Below are 11,656 nucleotides of genomic sequence, written 5' to 3' on the forward strand. Positions count from 1 at the left end.
GAAAGCGGGTTTTTGCGTTTCTGACACCTGAAAAACAACACGCCCCCCCCCTCTGTAGGAGCGAGCTTGCTCGCGATGGATGTACAGGCGACGCATTTCTCCAGACACCCCTCGTTTTCGTTCACGCCCATCGCGAGCAAGCTCGCTCCTACAGGATTTATCGGCGCATTTGAGAAACAATATCGTTTATCATTGTTACAAGTTTTTGCAATGTGACAGTGAGGAACCCTGCGAATGATGTTTCGAAATACCCTGCGCCGCGGCCTGATCACCACCCTCCTCGGCCTGGCACTCGCCACTCCCCTCACCCAAGCCGCCGATCCGGTTGCCCTGACCCTCTACAACGGCCAGCACAAAGAAGTCGGCGACGCAGTCGCCAAGGCCTTCGAAGCCAAGACCGGGATCCACGTCAATGTGCGCAAAGGCAGCAGCAACCAGCTCGCCAGCCAGATCGTCGAAGAAGGCGATCGCTCCCCCGCCGACGTGATCTACACCGAAGAATCGCCACCCCTGAACAAACTCGGCGAACAAGGCCTGCTGGCCAAGACCGATGACACCACACTGGCCGTTCTGCCCAAGGAATACGTCGCCGGCAACGGCACCTGGATTGGCGTGACCGCCCGGGTGCGCGTCGTTGCGTTCAACCCCAAGCTGATCGATGAAAAAGACTTGCCGACCTCGGTGATGGAATTTTCCGACCCGAAATGGCAAGGCAAGGTCGGCTTCGTACCCACCAGCGGCGCCTTCCAGGAGCAAGCGGTCGCGATCATCAAGGTGCACGGCATGGACGCAGCCGAAGAGTGGCTGACCGGTCTGCGAGCATTCGGCAAGACCTACAGCAACAACATGGTTGCATTGAAAGCGGTAGAAAATGGCGAAGTCGCCACCGTACTCGTCAACAATTACTACTGGTTCGCCCTGCAGCGTGAAAAAGGCCAGCTCGACTCGAAACTGCATTACTTCAGCGGTGGCGATGTCGGCGGACTGATCACGGTTTCCAGTGCTGCGGTGCTCAAATCCAGCAAACACCCCAAGGAAGCACAGCAGTTGCTCGCCTACATGGCCAGCGAGGAAGGCCAGCGCGTGATCACCCAGACCACCGCCGAATACCCGCTGCACAAAGGCATGGAGTCTGATCGCGGACTCAAGCCATTCAGCGAGTTGCAAGCGCCGAAAGTCACGCCAGCCGACCTCGGCAATGCCGAAGAAGCCCTGGACCTGGAACGTGACGTTGGCTTGAACTGATGAGCGCATCGCTATCTGCCACCAGTCTGCGCAGCAACAACGCGCCCCGCCGCAAGCGTCCTCCCATAGGGTTGGTGTTGCCGGTCTTGCTGTTGGTCGTCCTCAGCCTCCTGCCGCTGGCCTATGTCGGACTCAAAGCCTGGCAAGCAGGCTGGGCAGAAGCACTGCATTTGCTATGGCGACCTTATGTGTTCGGCTTGCTGCGCAACACACTCGCACTGATGATTGGCGTCACCATTGTTTGCGGGGTGATCGGCTTGTCGCTGGCCTGGTTGCTCGAGCGCAGCAATCTGCCGGGCCGACGATTGTGGGGCGTGATTCTCTGCCTGCCGTTTGCCGTACCGGCCTTTGTCAGCAGTTTCACATGGGTTTCCCTCAGCGCTCATTTCGAAGGACTCGGCGGGGCGATCCTGGTGATGAGCCTGTCCAAGTATCCGTTGATCTTTCTGCCCGTGGCGGCAACCTTGCGCAATCTCGATCCGTCCCTGGAAGAGTCGGCTCGCACACTGGGGCAAAATCGCTGGGGCGTGTTCTTTCGCGTCACCCTGCCCCTGCTCTGGCCTTCGCTGCTGGCGGGTTCGTTGCTGATTGCCCTGCACATGCTGGTGGAGTTCGGCGCCTTGTCGATCATCGGCCTGCAAACCTTCACCACGGCGATCTATCAGCAGTTTGAGTTGGAGTTCAGCAATGCCAACGCGGCGATGCTCTCCGCCGTACTGCTGATGTTGTGCCTGGCGCTGCTGTGGCTGGAGCTGCGTGTGCGCGGCAAGGGTCGACACGTGCGCACCGGACAGGGTGCGGCGCGACGCGCGGAACAGGTTCAACTGGGACCCTGGGCTGTGGCGGGACAGCTTTATTGCCTGTTGCTGGCAATCATTGGCAGCGGGATTCCACTGGGGATGCTGGTCTACTGGTTGGCGGTAGGAACATCGGCAGCCTTTCCCGTAGCGGCAATCGGCGAAGCATTGCTGTCGTCCCTCGCTCTGTCGCTGGGTGGCGCTGCTCTGTGCCTGGTGCTGGCGGTGCCGGTCGGCCTGCTGGTCGTGCGCTACAAAGGCCAACTGGCGATCTGGGCCGAGCGCCTGCCCTATCTGCTGCACGCGCTGCCGGGGCTGGTCATTGCCCTGACCCTGGTGTATTTCGCACTGCACTACGTGCCGATGCTTTACCAGACTTCGGCATTGCTGCTGATCGCCTATGCCCTGCTGTTTCTGCCGCTGGCCCAGGCGCCGATCCGCACCGCCCTGAACAAGGCGGCACCGCAGCTTGAGGAGGCGGCGCGCACGCTGGGAGCCTCGTCATTCAGTGCCTTCTGCCGAGTGACACTGCCGATTATTTTCCCGGCGCTGGGGGCGGCTTTTGCCCTGGTGTTCCTGGATGCGATGAAGGAGCTGACGGCGACCTTGCTGCTGAGCCCCACCGGGCTCAATACACTGGCGACGGAAGTCTGGGCGCATACCGCGAATGTGGAGTTTGCGGCGGCGGCGCCTTATGCGGCGTTGTTGATATTGGTGTCGGGGTTGCCGGTCTATCTACTGACGACCCGGATGTATCTGAGCCGCTAAGACCGTCATCGCGAGCAAGCTCGCTCCCACAGGTTTCGATGGTGGACACAAAGTTTGTGAACACCCCGGATCAAATGTGGGAGCGAGCTTGCTCGCAATGAGGCCATCCCTGAAACAGCATTAAGCCCTGAACTGCCCCAGGCTCGCCTTCAACTGCGCCGCCAGACCATCGAGCACCTTGCCGCTCGCCGTAGTCTCCACGACAGCTTGCGCCGCTTTCTCGGCCTGGGCATGAATGGTCTGCACCCGCCCCCGAACTGCCTGCGCGCCCTGCGCCTGATGCGCTGCAGCCTGGGTAGCCAAACCGATCGCCGCATGGACCTGCTCGACGGATGCCTGCACCGACTGCTGCAGCCGCGCACTGTCACGCAGCACCAGCAAACCCTCACTGGCCTGACGCCCGGCCTGACCAATCGCCGCCACCGCCTCGCGCGCACCTTGCTGCAAGGCCACGATGTGCGCCTGAATATCGCCGGTGGAGCTTTGCGTCTTGCTCGCCAGCGCCCGCACCTCATCGGCCACCACGGCAAACCCGCGCCCGGTCTCGCCGGCACGCGCCGCCTCAATCGCTGCGTTCAGCGCCAGCAGGTTGGTTTGTTCGGCGATGCCGTGAATCACCGTCAGCACCACCTCGATCTGCTCACTTTGCTGCGCCAGGCGCTCGATCACTTGCGCGCCAGTGTTGACCTGACCCGCCAGCTCCTCGATCAGGCTGCCGACTTTCGCCGAGGTCCGGGTGTTTTCATCGGTGGCCTGACGAATGTCCACCACCTGCTTCAGCGCCGCCTGCATGGCATGGCTTTCCGACTGCGCCTCATCAGCCATTTGCGACAAGGCGCGCAAACTCTCCGCCACCTCGTCGCGCTGCATGCCAGCCGCCGCGTCCGCACCGGCGTTGCGCAAGGTCATGGCGCCGATCTCCACGCCGGTGCGCTGGGCGACATCCCCCGCCTCACGCACGATCGGCTGCAACTTATCCACAAAGCGATTGACCGCCGAGGCCATGTCGCCGATTTCATCCTTGCTGTTGATCTGCACACGTTTGGTCAGATCACCCTCACCCGCCGCCAGGTCATCCATGGCAACGATCAGCATTTTCAGGCGATTGACCACTCGGCGACCGAGCACCACCGCCAACAACAGCAGGACACCGAAGCCCACCACCGCCAGACACACGCCGATGCGCCAGCGCAATGTCGTAGCAGCTTCCTGCACGGTGCTGGTGATATTGGCCTTCATTTCCGCCGCCGTGGACTGCGCCAACTGCAGACGCGAGCGCATGGCCGTTGCGCTGTCGGCAGCCGCACCCTTGAGGCTGTCGCCCACCAGTTGATCGCTGCTGGCGATCAACGCCGAGAAGCGCTTGTCGAGGGCCGCCAGATCAGTCTCCACGGAAGCCGTCGAGACCCCCATCAGGACCTTGCCGATTTCTACGCCGTTAGGATTGATCGGGGCCTCGATGTAGAACACCGAAGGATCGTTCTTCGCCGCATCCAGTACCTTGTCCAGCGCACGCTCGCCCTGGCCTTTTTCCAGCAGCGCCTTGTTGATCGGGTTTTCCCGATTGAGGTAGCGCGTCAGGTGCTGACCGGTGGCGTCGTCATACACCACGAACAGCACATTGGGATTGCGCTGGGCCCGGCGGGCGAACTCGGAAAGTGTCGGAATGTCGTTGTCCCACATGGCGCGAGGCGCGACGGAAGCCAGAAGCTGCGCCATGTCGCTGGCGGAGTCCTTCAGGTCCTTTTCCAGGGTCGAACGCAATTGCGCCTGCTCCTGCTCAAGACGCGAGGACAAACCGGCGGTCAGGCGCTGACGCGTACTGGTAGAGAGACTGTCGAGGCTCGACGTGACTTCGCGTCCCGCCTGCTCAAGCTCAGCGGAAAGCTTTTGACTGTCCGCGCCCAGGCGCAGGCCCAGATCGGCTTCCAGCGCGGTCACCGTGCTCCGGGTCAGAGCGACAGCTACCAGCACCTGCACCAAAAGGGCGATACCAAGGGTAACGAACACGGGCCGCAACAAACGGCTCTGTAACAATGAGAGAACGGCCGACACTTGATATCCCTCTGCAAAAGCGCCATTAAATTGATGGCACGCCAAAAGTGACGTTTTAGGCAAAGCTAATAGCAAAGGTCATGCCGTCCAGCAGGCATAAACGACAAAGGCCCCAATGAAGGGGCCTTTGTGTTTTACATCAACGACTTATCAAGCAAACGGATGGCGCAGGACGATGGTTTCGTTGCGGTCCGGGCCCGTCGAAATAATGTCGATCGGCGCGCCGATCAGCTCTTCGACGCGCTTGATGTAAGCACGGGCGTTAGCTGGCAGCTCTTCCAGGGTTTTGGCACCCACGGTCGATTCAGTCCAGCCCGGCACTTCTTCGTACACAGGCTGCAGGCCTACATAGCTGTCAGCGTCAGTCGGGGCAACGGCCTTGCCTTCTGCATCTTTGTAGCCGACGCAGATGTTGATGGTTTCCAGACCGTCGAGCACGTCCAGCTTGGTCAGGCAGATGCCCGAGATGCTGTTCACATCGATAGCGCGACGCAGGATAACGGCGTCGAACCAGCCACAACGACGGGCACGGCCGGTAGTCGCGCCGAACTCGTGACCTTGTTTAGCCAGGTGCGCGCCGACTTCGTCGAACAGCTCCGTCGGGAATGGACCCGAACCTACACGGGTGGTGTAAGCCTTGGTGATGCCCAGGATGTAGTCCAGGAACATAGGGCCGACACCCGAACCGGTAGCAACGCCGCCAGCGGTGGTGTTGGAACTGGTCACGTACGGGTAGGTACCGTGGTCGATGTCCAGCAACGAACCTTGGGCGCCTTCAAACATGATGTCTTTGCCAGCACGACGCAGGTCGTGCAGCTCGGCAGTCACGTCCAGCATCAGCGGCTTGAGCAGCTCAGCGTATTCTTTGCACTCGGCCAGGGTCTTGTCGAAGTCGATGGCTGGCTCTTTGTAGTAACCAACCAGCATGAAGTTGTGGTAATCCACCAGTTCACGCAACTTGTCTTCAAAGCGCGGCATGTTGAGCAGGTCGCCAACACGCAGGCCACGACGTGCAACCTTGTCTTCGTATGCCGGGCCGATGCCACGACCGGTAGTACCGATCTTCAGCTCGCCACGGGCCTTTTCACGGGCCTGGTCCAGCGCAACGTGGAAGGACAGGATCAGCGGGCAGGATGGGCTGATACGCAGGCGCTCGCGCACCGGTACACCCTTCTCTTCCAGCTTGGTGATTTCCCGCAGCAGAGCGTCGGGTGCAACCACCACGCCGTTGCCGATCAGGCACTGCACGCCTTCGCGCAGCACGCCCGACGGAATCAGGTGCAAGACGGTCTTCTCACCGTCGATCACCAGGGTGTGGCCAGCGTTGTGGCCACCCTGGTAGCGCACTACGGCGGCAGCATGTTCGGTCAGCAGATCAACGATCTTGCCTTTGCCCTCATCACCCCATTGGGTGCCCAGGACTACGACATTCTTACCCATAACACTTGTCCTCATTCGCGCAAACTTGGTGCCGGCGGCAGCCGGCAGGAAAACTCAAGAAGCCAGTGGCGATACTTGCCAAAGCCCGTTCTGCTGAATCAATTGCCGGTCGCAGTCCGCTTCACGGGCGGCGGCCAAAGGTTGTCCAGGCAATGCCTGAACGACACGCTGACCCTCACTGCGCAACTGGCAAACCTGCTGCCAGAGTGCCGCATCCGTACTGTCAGGCATCCAGATACCGCCAGACGGTAGCTCGATCTCAGCACGCCCCAGGGTCACCAGGGTTTTCAAATCGGTGGAGAAGCCGGTCGCCGGACGGGCGCGACCGAAGTCGGCGCCGATGTCGTCGTAACGACCGCCCTGGGCAATGGACTGGCCAACACCCGGTACGAACACAGCGAACACCACACCGGTGTGGTAGTGGTAGCCACGCAGCTCGCCCAGGTCGAAATACAGCGGCAGCTCAGGGAAACGCACGGACAGCCGCTCGGCAATCGCCAGCAAGTCGTCCAGCGCTGCCAGAACAGGGGCCGGCGCCTTGGCCAAACGCTCGCGGGCCGCAGCCAGCACTTCACGACCGCCACACAGGTCGACCAACGCCCGCAGCATGCCCGACAGATCGGCAGGCAAGCCTTCGGTCAAGGTAATGACCTCGTCGATGGCCTTACGTTGCAAGGCATCGAACAACTGCTGCTCGACTTCACCGGACAACCCGGCAGCACGGGCCAGGCCGCGATAGATGCCAACATGACCGAGGTCCATGTGCACATCCGGCACATCGGCCAGTTGCAGCATGGCCAGCATCAGGCTGATGACTTCGACGTCGCTGCTCGGACTGCCGTCGCCGTACAACTCGGCACCCAGTTGAATCGGGCTGCGCGAGGACGACAGGGCGCGAGGCTGAGCGTGCAGGACACTACCGGCATAGCACAGGCGGCTTGGGCCTTCACGACGCAGGGTGTGCGCATCGATGCGCGCCACTTGCGGCGTGATGTCGGCGCGGAAACCCATCTGACGGCCCGATTGCGGGTCGATGACCTTGAAGGTGCGCAGATCCAGGTCCTGGCCCGCGCCGGTCAGCAGGGATTCCAGGTACTCGATATGGGGAGTCACGACAAACTCGTAACCCCAGCTCTGGAACAGATCCAACACCTGACGACGCGCGACTTCAATACGCGCAGCTTCCGGTGGCAGTACTTCTTCGATGCCATCTGGCAGAAGCCAGCGGTCTACCGTTGCCATTACGCCTTCCCCTATCTCCGGGCGACCAGCCTGTCGGCGAGCCTTGAGTGAAGCAGAAAATGGTCGGCTTGCGCACAAACCACGCGCATGAGCGACGGAGCGAAAAGCCCTTCTACCGGCTTCGCCAACCACTTTCCTCGAAAAACTGTCGAGCCAATCGGCCCGGCATCTGCTTGAACACAGCAATCAAACATGCAGACGCAAAAAAGCCGGGAATTTCCCGGCTGCCGCATCATACACACGTTTTCCCAAAGGATCACCCCGCCAGAGGTTTTAGCCGCCCGGCGGGGGATAATTCAGGTCAACGCCGTATCAAGGCTTGGCTTTTTCCAGGTAATGGAAGAAGTCGCTGCTTGGGTCGAGGACCATGACGTCGGATTTGTTCGCGAAGCTTTCACGGTAGGCGCGCAGGCTACGGTAGAACGCGTAGAACTCCTGATCCTGACCGTAGGCCTTGGAGTAGATCGCAGCAGCCTGGGCATCGCCATCACCGCGAACCTCTTCGGATTCACGATAGGCTTCAGCCAGCAGCACGCGGCGTTGACGATCGGCGTCGGCACGGATGCCTTCGGCCAGTTCGTTACCCTTGGCGCGGTGCTCGCGAGCTTCACGCTCACGCTCGGTGCTCATACGCTCGAACACACTGCGGTTCACTTCTTTCGGCAGGTCGATGGTCTTGACCCGAACATCGACCACTTCGATGCCCAGCTCTTTTTCAGCCATCTTGTTCAACGAAGCAGTAATGTCCGCCATCAGCGCATCGCGCTCACCGGAGACCACTTCGTGCAACGTGCGCTTACCGAACTGGTCACGCAGGCCCGACTCCAGACGACGGGACAAACGCTCGTCGGCGATCTGCTTGAGGCCGGAAGTCGCGGTGTAGTAACGCTCCGCGTCCTTCACGCGCCACTTGGCGAAGGCATCGACCATCACGGCTTTCTTTTCCAGCGTCAGGAAGCGTTGTGTCGGTGCATCCAGCGTCATCAGGCGTGCGTCGAATTTGCGCACCTGGTTGACGTAAGGCACTTTCACGTGCAGGCCTGGCTGAACATCGGCCTGGACCACGCGACCGAACTGCAGCAACACCGCACGCTCGGTCTGAGCCACGATGTAGAAGCAGTTCCAGGCAGCGATCGCCACGACGACGCCGACAATAAGGGCGATCAGCGATTTATTGCTCATCAGCGACTCTCCCTGGTACGTGCTGGCTGTTGCTGCAGATCAGCTGCCGCACGCGCATTCGCTTCATTGCTGGTGGCTGCCGCACTGCTCACCTGGGTGCTGGTGCTGCGACCACTTTCGACCATCTTGTCCAGAGGCAGGTACAACAGGTTGTTCTGGCCGTTCTTGTTGCCGGTCACGAGAACCTTGCTGGTGTTGGTGAAGACTTCCTGCATGGTGTCCAGATACAGACGCTGGCGGGTGACTTCAGGGGCCTTGCGGTACTCGGCGACCAGCTTGGTGAAGCGATCGGCCTCACCCTTGGCGCGCGAGACGGTCTCGTCACGGTAACCATTGGCATCCTCAAGGATGCGCTGGGCCTGACCACGAGCTTCCGGCACGACGCCGTTGGCATAGGTTTCGGCCTGGTTGCGCGAACGCTGTTCGTCTTCCCGGGCACGGATCACGTCATCGAAGGCTTCCTGGACTTCGCGCGGTGCCGCTGCGCTCTGAACGTTGACCTGGGTGACGGTGATACCGGTGCGATACGTGTCCATGAAGCGTTGCAGACGCTCCTTGATCTCGCTGGCCATCAACTCACGACCTTCGGTCAGCACCTGGTCCATCGCGGTGGAGCCCACCACATGGCGCAAGGCGCTGTCGGTCGCGTGCTGCAGGCTGATTTCCGGCTGATCGACGCTCAGCACGAAGTCCTGCAGGTTGCTGATCTTGTACTGCACGGTCAGCGGCACTTCGACGATGTTCTCGTCTTCGGTCAGCATCTGGCCCTGCTTGGTGTAGGCACGCTCACGCGTGACGTTCTCCATGTACTTCTTGTCGATCGGCGGGAAGTAGATGTTCAGGCCCGGACCCACGGTTTCGTAGTACTTGCCGAAGCGCAGCACCACAGCTTGCTCCTGCTCGTCGACGACATAGACCGCGCTGTACAGCCAAACGGCCGCCAACACGACCAGACCGATGCCGAGCAGGCCGCCAAAGCCGCCACTCTTGCCCGGACCACCGCCGTCGTCGCCACCACGTTTCTTACCACCACCGAACAAACCGTTCAGGCTTTCCTGCAGCTTTCGGAAGGCCTCGTCGAGATCCGGTGGCCCCTTGCGGTCGCCGTTGTTACGACGCTTGCCACCCCAAGGATCCTGATTATTCGAGTTGCCACCCGGCTCATTCCAAGCCATAGCGCTCTCCATCTGATAAAGCAAAGACGCACCCACGGCGCGCCGACCAATGCTACAGAATGCCTGTCACCGCGGCACAACCGCTTTCTCAGGCTTTTATTGCAAAGTGTGTTGCTCGATGAACTCCATCGGTTGCAAACCTTCGCGACTCACCAGCCGATTCAATTCGGCCCGTGGCAAACGAACGGCCAGCAAGCTGATGCCTTCGTCATCGTGTTCTTCCTTTTGTACCGCACCGAGTTCGAAAAACTGCGCCCGCAGTCGAGCAAATCGGTTCGGCAAGCGCAAGGTGCCAACAAACAACTCATCGCCAAGCAACTCGGCCACGGCCTGCTTGAGCAGATCAAGACCTGTGCCATCTTTCGCCGAAAGCCAGACCCGCTGCGGTTTGCCATCGGCATCGCGCTGAATCTGCGGCTCCACGCCCTCGAGCAAATCGAGTTTGTTATAGACCTCCAGGATCGGCAAGTCTTGAGCCCCGATCTCTCCGAGCACCACCATGACCTGTTCAATCTGGGCCATGCGCTCAGGCTCATGGGAGTCGATCACGTGCAGCAACAGGTCGGAGTTGCTCGACTCTTCGAGCGTAGCCCGAAATGCCTCGACCAGCTTGTGCGGCAAGTGACGAATGAAGCCCACGGTGTCAGCCAGCACGATCGGGCCGAGGTCATCGAGCTCGAGCCGGCGCAAGGTCGGGTCGAGGGTGGCGAACAACTGGTCAGCCGCAAAGACGTCGGAGTCGGTCACCGAGTTGAACAGCGTCGATTTGCCGGCGTTGGTATAACCCACCAGCGAAACCGTCGGAATGTCAGCCCGTTTGCGGCCACGGCGCGATTGTTCACGCTGGCTGCGGACCTTTTCCAGGCGCCCCTTGATCTGCCGCAGGCGAACCCGCAACAGGCGCCGGTCGGTTTCCAGCTGGGTTTCACCCGGACCGCGCAGGCCGATACCGCCTTTCTGCCGTTCAAGGTGAGTCCAGCCGCGAACCAGCCGCGTACTCATGTGCTCAAGCTGGGCCAGTTCGACCTGGAGCTTGCCTTCATGGGTGCGGGCGCGCTGGGCGAAAATATCGAGAATCAAACCCGTGCGGTCGATCACGCGACACTCGAAAATACGTTCGAGGTTACGTTCCTGACTGGGCGTGAGGATGTGATTGAAAATCACCAGATCGACCTGTTCGGCCTGGACCAGGTCGCGCAACTCTTCGACCTTGCCGCTGCTGATCAGGGTTTTGGCGGTTGGCCGATGACGCGGCACGTTGAAAAACGCGACGGTCTCGGCGCCAGCCGAAATTGCCAACTCCTGAAACTCCTGCGGATCTTCGCGCGCCTCAGGGTCCTGACCATCCAAGTGAACGAGAATGGCTCGTTCACCACCACCGTGGCGCTCAAAGAACAAAGGAGACTCCTATCAGGCGTTACCTGGCTCAGCATCACCTGCATCGGATTCGGTTGCGCTAGGCAGACGAATTGGACGAACCGGCACCACTGTAGAGATGGCGTGTTTGTAGACCATCTGGCTGACGGTGTTTTTCAGCAGGATAACGAACTGGTCGAAAGACTCGATCGTGCCTTGCAGCTTGATACCGTTGACCAGGTAGATGGACACCCCAACTTTCTCTTTACGTAAAGTATTCAAGTAAGGGTCTTGTAGCGAATGCCCTTTTGACATGTGCCGCACTCCTTTAAGGATTCAATATAAAAAATAGGTAATCAGATGGCTTTGGCCGTCACACCCCCAAGGATAGACGGC

Annotated in this window: 9 protein-coding genes; 2 read left to right on the forward strand and 7 right to left on the reverse strand. The window is 60.4% G+C overall.

Translation table 11 applies throughout. The features are described from left to right. Positions 1-234 precede the first annotated feature (234 nt). Both KW840_RS11360 and KW840_RS11365 read left to right on the forward strand, forming a co-directional pair. Positions 235-1,245: an extracellular solute-binding protein gene (locus KW840_RS11360; RefSeq protein ID WP_150811888.1), complete on the forward strand. Its 1,011-nt coding sequence runs from the start codon at positions 235-237 to the stop codon at positions 1,243-1,245. Continuing rightward, positions 1,245-2,810, forward strand: a complete 1,566-nt coding sequence (locus tag KW840_RS11365; RefSeq protein WP_218495185.1) for an iron ABC transporter permease — start codon at positions 1,245-1,247, stop codon at positions 2,808-2,810. Before KW840_RS11360 ends, KW840_RS11365 begins: the two co-directional genes overlap by 1 nt. Before the next feature lie 120 nt (positions 2,811-2,930). Here KW840_RS11365 and KW840_RS11370 read toward each other — a convergent pair whose 3' ends face one another. The 7 genes from KW840_RS11370 to hfq all read right to left on the reverse strand — a co-directional run bounded on the left by KW840_RS11370 (position 2,931) and on the right by hfq (position 11,575). Then, positions 2,931-4,865: a methyl-accepting chemotaxis protein gene (locus KW840_RS11370; RefSeq protein ID WP_218495186.1), complete on the reverse strand. Its 1,935-nt coding sequence runs from the start codon at positions 4,863-4,865 to the stop codon at positions 2,931-2,933. A 150-nt stretch (positions 4,866-5,015) separates the two neighbouring features. Beyond that, positions 5,016-6,305 (reverse strand): adenylosuccinate synthase, encoded by a 1,290-nt coding sequence (locus KW840_RS11375; protein WP_007973267.1) that lies wholly within the window; start codon positions 6,303-6,305, stop codon positions 5,016-5,018. A gap of 54 nt (positions 6,306-6,359) precedes the next feature. Next, positions 6,360-7,547, reverse strand: a complete 1,188-nt coding sequence (locus tag KW840_RS11380) for an ATP phosphoribosyltransferase regulatory subunit (RefSeq protein WP_007973265.1) — start codon at positions 7,545-7,547, stop codon at positions 6,360-6,362. A gap of 312 nt (positions 7,548-7,859) precedes the next feature. After that, positions 7,860-8,729, reverse strand: a complete 870-nt coding sequence (gene hflC, locus KW840_RS11385) for a protease modulator HflC (RefSeq protein WP_007995015.1) — start codon at positions 8,727-8,729, stop codon at positions 7,860-7,862. Next, positions 8,729-9,904 carry an FtsH protease activity modulator HflK gene (hflK, locus tag KW840_RS11390; protein ID WP_057712240.1) on the reverse strand — a complete coding sequence of 392 codons (1,176 nt, stop codon included), beginning with the start codon at positions 9,902-9,904 and terminating at the stop codon, positions 8,729-8,731. The genes hflC and hflK overlap by 1 nt, the downstream gene beginning before the upstream one ends. Before the next feature lie 96 nt (positions 9,905-10,000). Then, a complete protein-coding gene (gene hflX, locus KW840_RS11395; RefSeq protein WP_057712241.1) occupies positions 10,001-11,302 on the reverse strand; it encodes a ribosome rescue GTPase HflX in 1,302 nt (433 codons plus the stop codon). 12 nt (positions 11,303-11,314) lie between these two features. Next, the gene (gene hfq / locus KW840_RS11400; protein ID WP_003221112.1) at positions 11,315-11,575 is read right to left on the reverse strand and encodes an RNA chaperone Hfq; all 261 of its coding nucleotides are present in this window, start codon (positions 11,573-11,575) and stop codon (positions 11,315-11,317) included. Positions 11,576-11,656: the final 81 nt, after the last annotated feature.

Source organism: Pseudomonas sp. PDM30 (genome assembly GCF_019218985.1).
Classification (GTDB): domain Bacteria; phylum Pseudomonadota; class Gammaproteobacteria; order Pseudomonadales; family Pseudomonadaceae; genus Aquipseudomonas; species Aquipseudomonas jessenii.

What these genes read in the sequence shown, in the direction of transcription:
- KW840_RS11360 (WP_150811888.1), top strand. Translation starts at nt 235, where the DNA reads ATGATGTTTCGAAATACCCTGCGCCGCGGCCTGATCACCACCCTCCTC.
- KW840_RS11365 (WP_218495185.1), top strand. Translation starts at nt 1,245, where the DNA reads ATGAGCGCATCGCTATCTGCCACCAGTCTGCGCAGCAACAACGCGCCC.
- KW840_RS11375 (WP_007973267.1), bottom strand. Translation starts at nt 6,305, where the DNA reads ATGGGTAAGAATGTCGTAGTCCTGGGCACCCAATGGGGTGATGAGGGC.
- KW840_RS11380 (WP_007973265.1), bottom strand. Translation starts at nt 7,547, where the DNA reads ATGGCAACGGTAGACCGCTGGCTTCTGCCAGATGGCATCGAAGAAGTA.
- hflC (WP_007995015.1), bottom strand. Translation starts at nt 8,729, where the DNA reads ATGAGCAATAAATCGCTGATCGCCCTTATTGTCGGCGTCGTCGTGGCG.
- hflK (WP_057712240.1), bottom strand. Translation starts at nt 9,904, where the DNA reads ATGGCTTGGAATGAGCCGGGTGGCAACTCGAATAATCAGGATCCTTGG.
- hfq (WP_003221112.1), bottom strand. Translation starts at nt 11,575, where the DNA reads ATGTCAAAAGGGCATTCGCTACAAGACCCTTACTTGAATACTTTACGT.